We start from the raw sequence: 16520 nt of genomic DNA on the forward strand, positions 1-16520 counted from the left end.
ATAATGCAAACTAAGATGCTTGGAAGAACAAGAAATATTGTAACTATTAAAGAACGTTTCAATGCATTAGGGGCCCAGGAACGTCAAGAATATGGCATCCTTGCCAGGGATATTGAAATTTATGAACGCCGGGAAAAAGAAAATCAAGAAAAAGAAGAAAATCGCCGCCAGTTCAGAGAGCAACGTACAGATCGTCACCTTCAGGAAGATAAAGACAGAAAAGATGCACGCCGTCAATATTGGGACGATCGTGCCCAGCGCCACATTCAAGAAGACCAGGATCGCATTCAGGAGCGACGCGAGTATTGGAAAAACAGACAAAAGCGCCATGCCAAAGAAGATGGAGACAGAACTCAACAGCGCCAACAGTTTTGGCAAAACAGACAAGCCAGGCACGAAAAGGAAGATGAACAGAGGCAGGACAATCGCCGCCAGTTCAGAGAGCAGCGTACAGATCGCCACTTTAAGGAAGATGAAGTCAGAATAAATGCACGCCGTCAATATTGGGACGATCGTGCCCAGCGCCACATTCAAGAAGACCAGGATCGCATTCAGGAGCGACGCGAGTATTGGAAAAACAGACAAAAGCGCCATGCCAAAGAAGATGGAGACAGAACTCAACAGCGCCAACAGTTTTGGCATGACAGACAAGCCAGGCACGAAAAAGAAGATGAACAGAGGCAGGACAATCGCCGTCAGTTCAGAGAGCAACGTACAGATCGTCACCTTCAGGAAGATGAAGTCAGAATAAATGCACGCCGTCAATATTGGGACGATCGTGCCCAGCGCCACATTCAAGAAGACCAGGCTCGCATTCAGGAGCGACAGGAGTATTGGCAAAACAGACAAGAGCGCCATAGCAAAGAAGATAAAGACAGAACTCAACAGCGCCAACAGTTTTGGCAAAACAGACAAGCCAGGCACAAAGAGGAAGATGAACAGAGGCAGGACAATCGCCGCCAGTTCAGAGAGCAACGTACAGATCGCCACTTTAAGGAAGATGAAGACAGAAAAGATGCACGCCATCAATATTGGAAGGATCGTGCCCACCTCCATGGCCAAGAAGATCAGGATCGCATTAATGAGCGACGCGAGTATTGGAAAAACAGACAAAAGCGCCATGCCAAAGAAGATGGAGACAGAACTCAACAGCGCCGGCAGTTTTGGCATGACAGACAAGCCAGGCACGAAAAAGAAGATAAACAAAGGCAGGACAATCGCCGTCAGTTCAGAGAGCAACGTACAGATCGTCACCTTCAGGAAGATGAAGTCAGAATAAATGCACGCCGTCAATATTGGGACGATCGTGCCCAGCGCCACATTCAAGAAGACCAGGCTCGCATTCAGGAGCGACAGGAGTATTGGCAAAACAGACAAGAGCGCCATAGCAAAGAAGATAAAGACAGAACTCAACAGCGTCAGCAGTTTTGGCAAAACAGACAAGCCAGGCACGAAAAGGAAGATAAACAAAGGCAGGGCAATCGCCGCCAGTTCAGAGAGCAGCGTACAGATCGCCACCTTCAGGAAGATAAAGACAGAAAAGATGCACGCCATCAATATTGGAAGGATCGTACCCAGCGCCACATTCAAGAAGACCAAACTCGCATTCAGGAGCGACAGGAGTATTGGCAAAACAGACAAGAACGCCATGCCAAAGAAGATAAAGACCGAGTTCAACAGCGCCAGCAGTTTTGGCAAAACAGACAAATCAGGCACAAACAGGAAAATGAAACCAGGCGACTTGAACGGATAAAATACTGGCAAAACCGAACTCAAATGCATCAAAAAGAGGATGACTCCAGAAAAGAATATTATGCCCAACGCTGGAGGATGCTTAGAGAGGAAAGAGAAACTGAAGACAAAGCCTTCACTAGAAACCTCGAACGCGCACGTTCTTCAAGGATATATAGAGCAATTTTATGGATAGGAAGAGGTTTCACAAAAACTTACCGGTTCCTGCAAAATGGTGCGATACATACTAGCGAGGGTATTTCCACCGTCGCAAGATTTACCTATCGCTCATGTGGATGGCTGAAACGACAAGCCCAGGAATGTATGGAAACCATTGCAAGACCCATTTTTAGAGCATGTGGTTTTTTGGCCCATCATGCTAAGGAAGCTTTGCAGACTATTGTCCGAGCCTTTTACCGGGCGACAACCTGGACTGGCCGTCATTGCCTTGAGATCTTACAGACGATAGGTCGTCCTCTGGCCAGAGCCATTAGCTACACAGCCCGTCATGTAGGAGAAGCGCTCTCTACTGCAGGGCGTGTCATTTATCGTGCAGCAGGCTGGCTAGGTTATCAATTACGCGAATGTCTTGAAACCATTGCCAGACCCATTTCCAGAGCATGTGGCTTTTTGGCGCATCATGCTAAAGAAGCTATACAGACCACAGCTCGTGGCTTTTACCGGGCGACAACCTGGACTGGTCGCCATTGTCTTGAGATCTTACAGACGATAGGTCGTCCTCTGGCCAGAGCCATTAGTTATACAGTCCGGCATGTAGGAGAAGCCTTCTCTACTGCAGGGCGTGCCATTTATCGTGCAGCAGGCTGGCTAGGCTATCAATTACGCGAATGTCTTGAAACCGTTGCCAGACCCATTTCCAGAGCATGTGGCTTTTTGGCCCATCATGCTAAAGAAGCTATGCAGACCACAGCTCGTGGCTTTTACCGGGCGACAACCTGGACTGGCCGTCATTGCCTTGAGATCTTGCAGACGATAGGTCGTCCTCTGGCCAGAGCTATTAGTTATACAGTCCGGCATGCAGGAGAAGCCTTCTCTACTGCAGGGCGTGCCATTTATCGTGCAGCAGGCTGGCTAAACTATCAATTAGGCGAATGTCTTGAAACCGTTGCCAGACCCATTTCCAGAGCATGCAGCTTTTTGGCCCATCATGCTAAAGAAGCTATACAAACCACAGCTCGAGCCTTTTACCGGGCGACAACCTGGACTGGCCGTCATTGCCTTGAGACCTTGCAGACGATAAGTCGTCCTCTGGCCAGAGGCATTAGTTATACAGCCCGTCATGCGGGGGAAGCGCTCTCTACTGCAGGACGTGGCGTTTATCGTACAGCAGGCTGGCTAGGCTATCAATTAGGCGAATGTCTTGAAACCATTGCAAGACCCGTTTCCAGAGCATGTGGCTTTTTGGCCCATCATGCTAAAGAAGCTATACAGACCACAGCTCGAGCCTTTTACCGGGCGACAACCTGGACTGGCCGTCATTGCCTTGAAACCTTGCAGACGATAGGCCGTCCTCTGGCCAGAGCTATTAGTTATACAGCCCGTCATGCGGGGGAAGCCCTCTCTACTGCAGGGCGTGCCATTTATCGTACCGCAGGCTGGCTAGGCTATCAATTACGCGAATGCCTTGAAACCATTGCCAGACCGATTTCCAGAGCATGTGGCTTTTTGGCGCATCATGCTAAAGAAGCTATACAAACCACAGCTCGAGCCTTTTACCGGACGACAACCTGGATTGGGCATCATTGCCTTGAGACCTTGCAGACGATAAGTCGTCCTCTGGCCAGAACCATTAGCTATACAGCCCGTCATGCAGGGGAAGCGCTCTCTACTGCAGGGCGTGCCATTTATCGTACCGCAGGCTGGCTAGGCTATCACGCCCGCGAGTCTTTAGAAACTTTCAGTAGAGCGATGTATCGTGCTGGAGAAAATTTGGGTCAAGCCACTCATTCGCTTGAACGCAACCTGGAAGAAAAAGAATTATTTGAACAAGCAAATAACTTGTCCAGAATCGGTTTATTCGCTCAAAATGATCAAAAACATCATAATCCTGAAAGAATCAATGATTATGGACAAACCGTACTTATTTAGTAAAAGTATGCAAATATCTTCTATCTGTGCTTAAATTTAAAACTAAATGATTAACGTTAGGATGAAAATATGACTAAAGATATAAGTTATGCTGATCAACTTTTTGAATCGCTTTCCGATACCATTGAAAATATAGGAAAAGAAGATCCCGATTATGATGATAAGCAAAAAGCCCTCGATATTTTGAATGTCCTGGAAAGCCTTTTGGCATACACTATTTACACAACATGTATTACTTCTGAAAATGTTCGCGATTCAGCTGAAGAATCATATATGAATATTAAGAGGCAAGCCTTAGAGATGATAAGAAGAAATCCTCCTGAAGATATTTAAAAGCTGTGAAAATGCCTATAAATTTTTTCAGCCAAAACCTTGCTGATCCCATCCACTTTTTCAATTTCCTCGAGCGGCGCTCTGGACAATTCTTTAATTCCGCCAAAGCGGTGCAGCAAGGCTTGTCTCCTCCTGGCGCCGACACCTTCAATGGATTCCAGAGAGGATTCAAATCCTGTCTTTAATCTTTTTTTACGATGTGCGGTAATGGCGAAACGATGCGCTTCATCGCGAATATATTGCAATAAATGTAGGGCTGAAGAATCCTCTGCCAAAACCTTTTCTTTATCCTCATCGAGAAGGATTAAACGTTCCCAACCTGCCTTACGCGATGGGCCCTTAGCGATACCTATAATTTTAACTTCATGAATCCCTAAACCGTTCAAAACCCGATGAGCCACTTCCACTTGTCCTTTACCACCATCAATAATTAACACATCAGGTAAAGACTGCTCTGACAACAATCGTTTAAAACGACGGTGGATAGCCTGTTCCATGGCTGCATAATCGTCGCCTGCCGTTATTCCGCTAATGTTAAATCGTCTGTATCGGCTTCTTGCCGGCCCATGTCGGTCAAACACAACACAGGAAGCCACCGTAGCCTTACCTGAAGTATGACTGATATCAAAACACTCCATCCATGTTATCGGGCGTGAAAGATTTAATAACTGCTCAAGTTCCCGATAACGTGATTCAAGAGATGAAGAGGAGGAGAGATGTTCGGAGAAAGCGAGACGTAAATTATCCTCAGCGAAATCCAACCATCTTTTTTTCACGCCACGTGGACGAAATTGAATAGAGCAAAGACTGCCTCTCTGACTGCTAAGAGCTGCTTCCAGCGCTTTTTGATCCGATACTTTCCGTTGAGTAATGATCGTTGCAGGAATTCGCTCAGGCATATGAAGATAATAAAATCCGATAAAAGCAGCACAAGTTTGTTGCCACAAGTCATTTTCTTCCTCATCCATCTGAGCCTCGCCCATGGTTTTGGGAAGCTTGGGAAAAAAAGATTGACTTGCCGTCACCTGCCCTTCACGAATGGTTACGCATTGTACACAAGCAAGGCCGTTACGAACAGCAATTGCTATCACATCTGCGTCGCCGCGAACATGAACCACTCCCTGCTGCTCCTGCACAGCGCGTAAACTTTTAATTTGATCACGTAACCGCGCTGCTTCTTCAAATGCCAATTGCTTTACGGCTTCCTCCATTCTTCGCTCAAGTTCATGAATGATCAGTTGGGATTTTCCTTGTAAAAAACGTATTGCATCATTCACGGATTGCTGGTAGTCCTTTGGCGAAATGAAATCCACACAAGGCGCCGTACAGCGCTTGATTTGATATTGCAGACAAGGACGGGAACGCGCATTAAAATAACTGTCACTGCAATTGCGAATTTTAAACACCTTTTGAATGGTGTTTAAAGTATCACGAACCGCAAGAACATTCGGGTAGGGACCGAAAAACCGGCCTTTTAAGGGTTTTTTTTTCGACCTGAAAATCTCCATGCGAGGAAATTCAGGATGATCCGTTACCCGGATATAGGGATAAGATTTGTCATCACGCAAAAGCACATTATATTTGGGCCGCAAATGTTTAATAAGACTGCTTTCCAGCAATAAAGCTTCCGTTTCACTGCGAGTCACAGAAACTTCAATACGCATTACTTGTTTCATTAGGGAGCGAGTTTTAGCGGATTGGTTTTTTTGCGTAAAATAACTGTTAACTCGTTTTTTCAGATTAGAAGCTTTACCGACATACAACACCACATCTTCTGCATTCAGCATCCGGTACACGCCAGGTTCTGTGGTTAATCCGCGGATAAATCGATTTAAATCGACAGTTTGTTTTTTCATCTTTCAATATTAAAAAGAATGGTGTTGGAACACCATGTCATTTACTCGACTTTAGCCATTTTTTTAGGGATCGAATCCCCGCTACTTGATAGCAGTCAAGACGCGGGAATTCGATATAGAGGAAGATTGTTTAAATTTAAACCAAACCCTTCAGGCAGTACCCATTTAAATCATATAGCACTCTAGCAGTGAGAACAAAACAAATGAGAATGCGCTCACAGCACTCAGTTTTCGTCCTGAAAATCAATCGGTTGTTCAATGATGCGATGTTTCATCGCCAAATAAGTCAGTTCCACATCATTAGTGATTTCCAGTTTATCAAACATGCGATATCGGTAACCATTAATGGTTTTAGAGCTTAAAAACAAACGTTCAGCAATCTCCTGGACATTCATGCCGCTTGTTATCATGAGCATGACTTGCATTTCTCGTTCAGACAAACGATCAAAAGGAGAACCCCGCTCTTGAAGGCTGTTTATCGCCATTCTCTGGGCAATCTCAGCACTGAGGTATTTTTTGCCTTTGGCGACCGTACGAATGGCAGAAGCCATTTCCTCTGCCCCAGACTCTTTTGTCAAATATCCCATGGCTCCAAGTTGTAAAATTCTGGCAGGCAAAGGTTCGGTACTCATCGCCGTTACTGCGATAACTTTTATGGCAGGATTGGTTTTTTTTAAGCGCCGCGTCACTTCCCAACCATCAATACCAGGCATTTTCATGTCGAGAAGAAGCACATCCGGAACAAGAGTCGCGCTACCTCATGAAAGATTTTGGGACATCCAAGTCCCCAAAATCGACTCGCCAACGCGCGAAGTGTTTGGGCCGCGAGCGTCCTGTTTACGGCACGTTTGCTCTGAACGAGCAAAGCGTACGCCTTCACCAATGACTTAACGGCTGCAGAAAGATTTTTTTAACATCCCTTCGGGCTGTTTAAAAAAATCGCAGCCTATCGCGGACTACGCGCCTCGGCTTTCAGCCTTCCATGGCGCGCAGCGAATGTTTTTTAACCAACAACAAGGCCTGCTCGCCGCTTTCAGCATCGGCTACGACCTCAACATCAGGTAAATCTTCCAATAATCGCCGAATACCCATCCGAACCAGAGCATGGTCATCAACAATTAACACTTTAATCAAATCATGCTCCTTGACAACAAAGTCAATGAACAAATAAAGTTGAATGATGTTAGCAGGAGTCACAAAGCTTTACAATATGCCTTCTGCAAAATGATTTTCGATATTTTTCAACTCTATTCACTATAAAAATAGCAGATTTACCTTGATTAGCAATGTAGTGCACAAGGTATAAGACTCTGTTTAACAAGCTCGAATATGAATGTTAGGATTATCCGGGTCCACAGGAAAAAAAGGAGGAAACTCTCCCAACTCTCTTGCTCGCTCCATCAAGGAAGCAATATCAGACAATACAAAATCGTAAAGCGCTTGATAATCATCAATCACAAAATAAACAGGTTGAAGCCTATCTATCCGATAAGGCATACGAAAAACAGCCACCGGCTCAAACAACGCCCTCAAAGGTATTTCGCTTTCCACACTATATACCGTCTCGCTGATAGAAGATAAAATCCCTCCGCCATAGGCCCGCAGTCCATTGGATGTTTTGATTAAACCAAATTCTACCGTAAACCAGAACAGCCGCTGCAGCAATGGCCAATCTTTTTCGGAAAAGCCCAACACTTTCATTGCATAATTATGAACAAAATCAGCGAAAACCGGATCCGTTAACATTGGACAATGGCCAAAAATTTCATGAAATATATCTGGTTCTTTCACATAATCCAGCTCTTCTTCACTGCGAATGAAGGTCGCCGCAGGAAAACTTCTTTTTGCCAATAATTCAAAAAACGCACGCGCCGAGATCAAAGCTTCTACCGGCTCAACCTTCCAACCCGTCATTGCATTCAACCGTTTGGACACCTCAGGAAGTTGCGGAATGTGCTCCGCTGACAATTCCAGCGTCTTAAGACCTTGCATATATTCCTTACACGCTCTTCCTTCCAGCAATTCCATCTGTCGGTTAAACAAAATTTGCCAAACCCGGTTTTCCTGTTTTGAGTACCGAACAAAACCCTGCTCATCGGGACGATGCGCTACATATCGACTGACAAACTCCATAAATCCTCCCCGACTTAATGCATGTACTGATATTTAATTATATAAATAACACGAGTTCTATATAAAAGCATAGAAGCATCTTTTATATGGCTAAACCTTCGATACAGGAATGTTTTCTTTCAAGATACATCATCTATCGCTCTAATCCAGCCTTAATAAAATATTGTATGAAAAACCGTAAAAGATGAGGACTGTGGATTCTTTTCTTTTCGCTGGCTATTTTATCTTGTTATAATCCATTTTTTTTACCAACTCATGATACGCAGCGCAGTATTTTTTAGAAGCTGCGTAACATGCGTTACCAAGGCTATATCTACAGGAGTCAGTGAATGAGTATAAAACTGGTGTTGTTTGACTTGGATGGCGTACTGGTGGATTCGCGGGAGCATCATTATGTCGCTCTTAACCGTGCCTTGGCGGACATTGATGAGCGTTTTGTTATCAGTAAAAGAGAGCATTTGCAAATATACGATGGCTTAAGCACAAAACGTAAACTGCAAATGTTAACGAAGGAGCGGGGGCTGGATACAGCCTTACATGAAAAAATCTGGCAAAAAAAACAAAAATTCACCTTTCAGGTGATTGACGAACTGCTTAAACCCGATCCACAAATCACAGCCTTATTCAAACAACTTAAAGCCGACGGTTTGAAAATCTACGTCTGTTCCAACTCCATTAGAGAAACCATCAAGCTTATTTTACTGAAGATGGAACTGATGCCTTATGTTGACTACTTTCTCTCAAATGAAGATGTAGCCTCCGCAAAACCTCATCCAGAGATGTACTGGACAGCAATGATTAAGGAAAAAGTTCTTCCTAAAGAAACCTTAATCGTTGAGGATTCCTATGTGGGCCGCACCGCCGCCCTTTCATCAGGAGCCAACCTCTGTGCGGTCAAAAGCCCTGCAGAAGTATGTATCGACAAGATATACTCAGAGATGAACCGACAAATAAAATCACTGAAATGGCATGATGACAGCCTTAATGTCTTAATTCCCATGTCTGGAGCTGGCAGCCGTTTTGTCAATGCTGGGTTCACTTTCCCTAAGCCCTTGATTAGCATCGGTGAAAAACCCATGGTGCAACTGGTGGTGGAGAATCTTAATGTTCAGGCCCAATTTATTTTTATTGTCAGGCGGGATCATTATGAAACTTATAATCTTGAATCCATGCTGAAAATTATTGCCCCAGGCTGTAAAATTATCATTACTGAAGGTGTAACGGAAGGAGCCTGCTGCAGCACTCTACTTGCTGAATCATATATCAATACAGAAGCCCCTCTGCTCATTGCCAACTCCGATCAGTTTGTCGAGTGGGAAAGTGGTGCATTTTTTCATGCTATGAATGCGCCTAATGTCGATGGCGGCATCCTTACTTTTGAAAACACTCATCCAAAATGGAGTTATGTTCGACTGGATGAACACGGTAATGTAACAATACTCAGAGAAAAAGAAGTCATTTCCAATCAAGCCACAGTAGGGATTTATTATTGGTCTCATGGTAAGGACTATGTCCATTACGCCAAACAAATGATTTCCAAGAATATTCGGGTCAATAATGAGTTTTATGTTGCTCCTGTTTATAATGAAGCCGTTGCTGACGGCATGAAGTTTAAAGCCTATGCCGTGGATAAAATGTGGGGGCTTGGTACACCTGAAGATTTGCAGCATTTTTTAAGCAATTACCCTTTTCCAGGCAAAGAAAAACACCAGGTAAAATTGACTGAAACTGAGATTCCGCACCAAATTTTTTAGCTAAAAAATCAAACAAAATCACGACATGTGTGGAATGAGGGCTGTAAATCTTTAAAGGAGACAGAGTTATGGAAATGATGAAGGACATTACCTGGATACAAATCGTTTATGCTCTTTTTCTTGTTCTTGCAGGCTTTTTATTCGCTAAATGGTTGAGCATTCTCTCTGAAAATTCCATGCTTAAACGGCTTTCCCGTCACCAGGCAATGCTCCTAAGACGTGTTATTTTTTATGGCTTATTCATTCTTTTTCTGGTATCCGCCTTACATCAAATTGGCTTTCAATTGGGCGTACTGCTTGGGGCAGCAGGTATATTTACCGTAGCTATTGGTTTTGCTTCTCAAACAGCAGCCTCCAATCTCATCAGCGGAATTTTTTTACTGATTGAGCACCCTTTTCAGGTCGGCGATCTCATTGAAGTCAACAACATGACAGGAAACATAGACTCCATTGATCTCCTGTCCACAAAAATCAGAACTGCCGATAATACACTGATTCGACTTCCCAATGAAACCTTGATCAAATCCGCTATCACCAATTTCAGCAGGCTGCCTACACGACGTGCCGATATACTTATTGGCGTTTCTTATGACACAGATATCAATCTGGCAAAAAATCTGCTTATTAAATTGGCCGGTGTCCATGAAAAAGTTCTTGCCCAACCTGAACCGCAGGTTATCATCAATAATTTTGCCGATTCGGCCATTGAATTGAAACTGATGTGCTGGACGAAAACAACCGATAATTCCACTGTTAAAAATGAATTGAAGGAAAACATTAAAATGGAATTTGATAAAGCAAACATCGATATTCCTTTCCCACAAATGACTCTGCATCGAGCATAAGATGGATCCCATTACCCAGGGAATTCTTGGAGCCGCCACATCCGAAGCCGTATTGTTTTCTTACGATAAAAAGCGGGCATGGATTGTAGGTGGGCTTTCAGCCATGGCACCGGATCTTGATATCCTGATACAAAGCAAAACGGATCCCTTATTGTTCTTAATTTATCACCGACAATTTTCTCATGCCCTATGTTTTATACCAATAGGTGCCTTTATTGTTGCCGCCATTTTATGGTTATTCAAACCGTTTCGTTCGAACTGGCGATTGATTTTCATGGCCAGTTTCATTGGTTATATAACCCATGCCCCCCTGGATATCTTAACGAGTTACGGCACGGTGTTTTTCTGGCCCTTTTCCCATCAACGCCTTAGTCTGGATATTGTATCTATCGTGGATCCTTTTTTTACCTTTCCTCTTGCCATTGGCTTAAGCTGGACACTTATTTTTAATCAGCGAAGAGGTGTTCTTATCGGATTGATTCTTGCTGCTCTCTTTATCGCTTTCAATACGATTCAGCATCAGCGTGCCCTTCATGCCATCTATCGAAAGAGCGAAAAAGAAAACTCCAATATCCGAAAAGCACGCGCTTTTCCAACCTTGGCAAGTTCAACACGCTGGCATGGGCTTTATCAAACCGGGGAAGATAATTTTGTTTTTGTAAAAATTCATACACCGCTGTTCCAAAGTGTACGTATCCACAGAATCGGTAAATTTTCTGCCTTTCATCGTCAAAACTTACCTTCATTTGTTAAAAATTCACCGACACTTTTACGCGATTTTAATATTTTTAACTGGTTCACTGACGGTTATTTGATCGTTGCCCAAAAAAATCCTTTGCATTTGGTTGATGGGCGCTATTTAATGGGTCAAAATAAACCTGTAGCCTTATGGGGTATCCTTTTCAATCCCAATCAGGCACACATTGAAAAAACACGAAGAATTGCCTTGGAACCTACACCATGAGCATTGCCTTATTAGCCACCGGCGACGAAATTGTTCACGGTGATACTTTAAATACCAACAGCCATTACATTGCCCGTGCCTTAAGCTCAGAAGGTTTTTCGCTAGGGATGCACCTTTCCTGCGGTGATAAAGAAGAGGATCTTATAAATTGCCTGAACTATTTACAACAGGAACATAATATTATCATCATAACAGGAGGGTTAGGCCCAACATCCGATGACCGCACTCGTTTTGCTCTCGCAAAAGCCATCCGACAACCTTTAATAGAGCATCATAAGGCCATCGAACATGTGCAAAAAATATTGCAACGTGGTGATATTCCTCTGACTCCAGGAAATCGTCAACAAGCCCTTTTTCCTCATGATGCCCAATTGCTTCCTAATCCGCTGGGAACAGCCATGGGCTGTTATGGTCATTGGAACCATAAGTTATTCATTCTTCTGCCAGGCCCTCCGCGCGAATGCTCACCCATGTTTAATCATTACATCCTTCCCCTGTTACAGGAAAGGCAAAAAAGTTTAAAAGAAATCAGCAAATGGCTCATTTTTGGCTTACCCGAAAGTGAAATTGCTGAAAAACTGGACAATACGCTAATTGATCTTGACTGCCAGACCGGTTATCGCCTTGACGTTCCATATATTGAATTTAAGGTACGCTGCAAAAAAGAACTCATTCACACGGTAAAAAAGCGCATAGAACCTTTATTGCATCCTTATCTTATTTCTCCACCAGATAAAAAAGCCTCTGAAATCCTCTATGAAAAACTGGTCAAAGAAAAAATTCAAGTGGCTATTATCGACGAGGTCACAGGAGGACATTTACAAACATTGATCCAGCGGCCAGCGAGTTACTCTTATGTTCAGTTTTATGAAGACAACGACTCTCCAGACTTCCGTTTTCATCTAACCGGTCTTGGGGAATACTGGCAAGAGCAAGCCTACGGAGGTAAAAGCAAGATGTTTATTCACTATCAAACGAAGGAAGATGCAGGGGTGGAGATGCATCAGATTCCTTACCGTAGCCCGCTGGTTATACCATATAGCACAGAATGGTTATGCTTTCGCCTCTCTCATCTCATCGATAAATTGCATCAGTGAATAACAAAGCTTTTGAGTGCCTTCGCCGTTGATGGCCGAAATTTCAAAAACCCGGTCTTTCCAGTGCAAACGCTCAATGATACTCTTGACGAGGTCTTGACGGTTTTTTTCATCGGTTATTGTATCAATTTTATTTAATACCAACCAACGGGGCTTTTGCAGCAAATCAGTACTGTATTCAGACAGTTCGTTAATGATGGATTTTGCCGCTTCAACAGGGTCACTACCGTCAATCGGTGCGATATCAATGACATGTAATAAAATGCACGTTCGCGATAGATGTTTTAAAAAATGATGCCCCAATCCTGCTCCGCTGGCCGCCCCCTCTATTAATCCTGGAATATCAGCCATCACAAAGCTTTTATGTGATGAAACACGTACTACGCCTAAATTCGGATGTAATGTGGTAAAGGGATAGTCAGCCACTTTCGGCTTGGCGCTGGAAACAGCGCGTATAAGCGTGGACTTACCGGCATTCGGCAGGCCTAATAAACCAACGTCTGCCAGAACACGCAATTCAAGTCGCAGATGCCTGCTCTCACCAGGCGTACCTGGAGTGGTTTGTCTCGGCGCTCGATTAACGCTGCTTTTAAAACGAGTATTTCCCAGGCCATGAAAGCCGCCTTTGGCAATCAGCACAGGCTGTTCAGGCTTGTGGATATCTGCCAGCAGCTCGCCACTGTCCGCATCGAAAACCATGGTGCCAACAGGAACTTTGATGTATAAATCGTCGCCTTTTTTACCGGTACGGTTACTCCCCATTCCAGGTTGACCGTTTTCTGCCTTAAAATGACGCTGATAACGGAAATCCACCAATGTATTCAAGTCATGACTGGCCACAAAATAGATACTTCCTCCATCGCCACCATCACCGCCATCCGGTCCACCACGGGGAATGTATTTTTCTCGCCTAAAGCTTAAACAGCCATAGCCACCATGTCCGGCTTCTACTTTAATGAGGGCTTCGTCTACAAATTTCATGGGCAACCTAAATATTTAGAAGGGGAACTCATGTTACAGAGCTTCGTTTACATCTATGGACATATTTTGCAATTTCAAGTGCTCATTTATCCCACGTAAACTGAGTTTTGAAACGGCAAATATACTCGAATCGGTAACAAAACTGTACTGCACCACATGGGTTACTGGTATCCTGTATTAGCCCAACCCCCTAAGTTAACGGCATCACAAACGGCCAGATTTGAGTTTAGGTTAAGAGAAAACGTTGCTAAAAAAGCACAGCATAGTTACCTATGTGAACAGTGAAGTTTTCTCGCAGGATGGAACAAATATGGTCGTTTCCCGAACAGGGCTGAGGACTGATGGTACTCTTGATAAAAACATAGTGTAACCAAGAGCACCATTTTTTGTCCAGGATAGCTCCGGGATGTATCTAAGAAGGATCTAATTCTAATTTGCAGCCGTTTCTTCCTTATCTGCAAGGATACTCACATATTTACGATTCTTTTCACCTTTTACGACGAATTGAACTAAACCATCTTTCAAGGCATATAAAGTATGATCACGCCCACAACCCACACCTTTGCCTGCATGAAAACGTGTACCACGTTGTCTGACCAGTATTTCACCGGCATTGACAAATTGGCCACCGAATCGTTTCACGCCGAGATACTTTGGATTTGAATCACGACCATTGCGCGTGCTGCCGCCTGCTTTCTTATGAGCCATTGCTATGTCCTCTTATTGACTGATTGAGGTAATTTTTACCTTTGTATAATTTTGTCGGTGACCCATCTGTTTCATATGGTGCTTTCGACGACGGAATTTAATGATTTTTATTTTTTTATGACGACCCTGTTCAAGAACCTCTGCCTTCACCGTAGCTTTTGCTACAAAAGGGGAGCCGCAGGATATTTTATCGCCATCAGCCAGCATCAGAATTTCAGGAAAACTCACCTCACTGCCAATTTCGGCAGGTAATGATTCTAATTTTAGCACATCACCCTCTTTTACGCGGTATTGCTTACCGCCGGTTTTAATTACCGCATACATAACTCTTCTCCAGCTTGCCGTATGGCTTCATGAATTTAACAAAGTGGCATATTTTATGAAATTACCGCGATGACTTCAAGTTGATTTTAAAATATTGTATAATTTGCCGCCCTTCACCATTTTAGTGGAGATATTTTTAGCTTGGTCGCGAGCTAAACCAAGCATGATCGCAAGCCGGAAGCGTGATGGTTTTTTTTTATACCTCATAATTTCAATTGATATCATGTTTGGTATACATATAGGATAAGGTGAAAAAAGTTGCTGCCGGTATTTTACATATCCTTATACTTAATTTTTTTGGAGTTTTATATGTCAACCATTACATTAGAAGCAGAAACAAGAACCGACATGGGGAAAGGTGCGAGCCGCCGCCTGCGTCGTCTTGAAGATAAAATCCCTGGTATTTTATATGGCGGAGATAAAAAGCCTGTCGCTATTCATTTAACGCATAAAAAAGTTTTAAAGGCATTGGAGACCGAAAGTATTTATTCCAGTGTATTTGACTTGAAAGTGGATGGCAAAGCGGAGCAGGTGATTTTGAAAGATCTTCAACGACATCCCTACAAGCCCGTCATTCTTCACATGGATTTGCAACGTGTCTCAGCAAAATATGTCCTTGAAAAAATGGTTCCTCTGCATTTTATTAATGAGGAGTCAGCAAAAGGCGTTAAGGCAGGAGGCATTCTCACTCACTCCATGACTCAAGTAGAAGTTCGTTGCCAGGCAAGATATCTACCGGAATACATTGAAGTTGATATGGCAAACGTTGCCATTGATGATGTGGTTCATCTTTCAGATCTTAAGTTGCCTAAAGGAGTAGAGCTAACCGTTGATGTGAGTGACCATAGTCATGATCTGCCAGTAGCCAGTATCCATATGCCTAAAGCCTCTATGGAAGAAATAGAAGAAGAGCAAGCCGCTGCTGAAGAAGAGAAAGTGGAAGCCGCTGCAAAAGAGAGCATCGCCAGTGATAAACAAGCTGAAGAAAGTGCTGAATAATAAACAGGGACATCGGTACAAACCATAGTCATAGGAGCAGGAGAGGGATTACTTCTCTTTCCTGCTGACTCATAAAACCAGTAAATGAATATGCCTGCCATCAAATTGATCATCGGATTACAGAATCCAGGCTCAGCCTACGAACATACCCGTCATAATGCTGGAGGATGGTTTGTTGCAGCTCTTGCGCAGCATAATGGCCTTCAATTTAAAGCCGAAAAAAAATTTCATTGTAAATTGACTGAATTAAACCTTAATCACACATCCTGTAAACTCGTCATTCCCCTGGGTTTTATGAATCACAGTGGGCAGCCAGTGCAGGCTCTGAGTCATTTTTATCAGATCAAAGAACATGAAATTCTAGTAGCCCATGATGAGCTGGATTTACCCGCAGGACGTATTAAACTTAAAACTGGGGGCGGTCACGGCGGACACAATGGTTTGCGAGATATTATTAATAAATTGGGCAGTAATGATTTTCATCGTTTGAGAATAGGCATTGGACATCCTGGCCATAAGGACTTGGTCCATAGCTATGTGCTCAGTAAACCTTCCGTTCATGACAGGCAACTTATCGTCGATGCCATTGATCGCGGCCTTGCTGTAATGCCAACAGCCATTGGTGGAGATATGGCTGAAGCAATGAATCAGCTTAACAGTTAGGTTTTCAAACCAACACCGTTTCA

Annotated in this window: 14 protein-coding genes and 1 pseudogene; 8 read left to right on the forward strand and 7 right to left on the reverse strand. The window is 43.6% G+C overall.

Features of this window, described 5'->3' with window-relative positions:
- Window positions 1-15: 15 nt before the first annotated feature.
- On the forward strand, window positions 16-3840 hold the full coding sequence (locus E4T55_RS05105; protein WP_115325367.1) for a hypothetical protein: 3825 nt from the start codon (window positions 16-18) through the stop codon (window positions 3838-3840).
- A gap of 69 nt (window positions 3841-3909) precedes the next feature.
- On the forward strand, window positions 3910-4173 hold the full coding sequence (locus tag E4T55_RS05110; protein ID WP_058502537.1) for a hypothetical protein: 264 nt from the start codon (window positions 3910-3912) through the stop codon (window positions 4171-4173).
- Here the strand turns inward: E4T55_RS05110 and uvrC are convergent.
- The 4 genes and pseudogenes from uvrC to phhA form a co-directional block, all read right to left on the reverse strand.
- Window positions 4170-6029 (reverse strand): excinuclease ABC subunit UvrC, encoded by a 1860-nt coding sequence (gene uvrC, locus E4T55_RS05115; RefSeq protein WP_058502536.1) that lies wholly within the window; start codon window positions 6027-6029, stop codon window positions 4170-4172. The two genes, E4T55_RS05110 and uvrC, sit on opposite strands and share 4 nt — an antisense overlap.
- 224 nt (window positions 6030-6253) lie before the next feature.
- A pseudogene (letA, locus tag E4T55_RS05120) lies at window positions 6254-6769 on the reverse strand (two-component system response regulator LetA); the annotation flags it as partial.
- A 232-nt stretch (window positions 6770-7001) separates the two neighbouring features.
- The gene (locus tag E4T55_RS05125; RefSeq protein ID WP_418287823.1) at window positions 7002-7163 is read right to left on the reverse strand and encodes a response regulator transcription factor; all 162 of its coding nucleotides are present in this window, start codon (window positions 7161-7163) and stop codon (window positions 7002-7004) included.
- Window positions 7164-7343: 180 nt separating this feature from the next.
- A complete protein-coding gene (gene phhA / locus E4T55_RS05130) occupies window positions 7344-8162 on the reverse strand; it encodes a phenylalanine 4-monooxygenase (protein WP_058502535.1) in 819 nt (272 codons plus the stop codon).
- A 329-nt stretch (window positions 8163-8491) separates the two neighbouring features.
- On the opposite strand from phhA, the gene E4T55_RS05135 reads away from it, so the two are divergent.
- The 4 genes from E4T55_RS05135 (at window position 8492) to E4T55_RS05150 (ending at window position 12822) form a co-directional block, all read left to right on the forward strand.
- The gene (locus tag E4T55_RS05135; protein ID WP_082636567.1) at window positions 8492-9916 is read left to right on the forward strand and encodes an HAD-IA family hydrolase; all 1425 of its coding nucleotides are present in this window, start codon (window positions 8492-8494) and stop codon (window positions 9914-9916) included.
- 68 nt (window positions 9917-9984) lie between these two features.
- Complete coding sequence (locus E4T55_RS05140) at window positions 9985-10761, forward strand: mechanosensitive ion channel family protein (RefSeq protein ID WP_058502534.1); 777 nt, start codon at window positions 9985-9987, stop codon at window positions 10759-10761.
- A gap of 1 nt (window position 10762) precedes the next feature.
- Complete coding sequence (locus tag E4T55_RS05145) at window positions 10763-11725, forward strand: metal-dependent hydrolase (RefSeq protein ID WP_058502533.1); 963 nt, start codon at window positions 10763-10765, stop codon at window positions 11723-11725.
- A complete protein-coding gene (locus E4T55_RS05150; protein ID WP_058502532.1) occupies window positions 11722-12822 on the forward strand; it encodes a competence/damage-inducible protein A in 1101 nt (366 codons plus the stop codon). The genes E4T55_RS05145 and E4T55_RS05150 overlap by 4 nt, the downstream gene beginning before the upstream one ends.
- Here E4T55_RS05150 and cgtA read toward each other — a convergent pair.
- From cgtA to rplU, 3 genes are all read right to left on the reverse strand, one after another.
- A complete protein-coding gene (cgtA, locus tag E4T55_RS05155) occupies window positions 12778-13803 on the reverse strand; it encodes an Obg family GTPase CgtA (RefSeq protein WP_058502531.1) in 1026 nt (341 codons plus the stop codon). The two genes, E4T55_RS05150 and cgtA, sit on opposite strands and share 45 nt — an antisense overlap.
- A 429-nt stretch (window positions 13804-14232) precedes the next feature.
- Window positions 14233-14511: a 50S ribosomal protein L27 gene (gene rpmA / locus E4T55_RS05160; RefSeq protein ID WP_058502530.1), complete on the reverse strand. Its 279-nt coding sequence runs from the start codon at window positions 14509-14511 to the stop codon at window positions 14233-14235.
- A 12-nt stretch (window positions 14512-14523) separates the two neighbouring features.
- Complete coding sequence (gene rplU, locus E4T55_RS05165) at window positions 14524-14835, reverse strand: 50S ribosomal protein L21 (protein WP_058502529.1); 312 nt, start codon at window positions 14833-14835, stop codon at window positions 14524-14526.
- A gap of 309 nt (window positions 14836-15144) precedes the next feature.
- On the opposite strand from rplU, the gene E4T55_RS05170 reads away from it, so the two are divergent.
- Window positions 15145-15834, forward strand: a complete 690-nt coding sequence (locus E4T55_RS05170; RefSeq protein ID WP_058502528.1) for a 50S ribosomal protein L25/general stress protein Ctc — start codon at window positions 15145-15147, stop codon at window positions 15832-15834.
- A 90-nt stretch (window positions 15835-15924) separates the two neighbouring features.
- Window positions 15925-16497, forward strand: coding sequence for an aminoacyl-tRNA hydrolase (gene pth, locus E4T55_RS05175; protein ID WP_058502527.1), 573 nt, complete (start codon window positions 15925-15927; stop codon window positions 16495-16497).
- Window positions 16498-16520 lie beyond the last annotated feature (23 nt).

Origin of the sequence: Legionella israelensis (genome assembly GCF_004571175.1) — a bacterium.
Lineage (GTDB): Bacteria > Pseudomonadota > Gammaproteobacteria > Legionellales > Legionellaceae > Legionella_D > Legionella_D israelensis.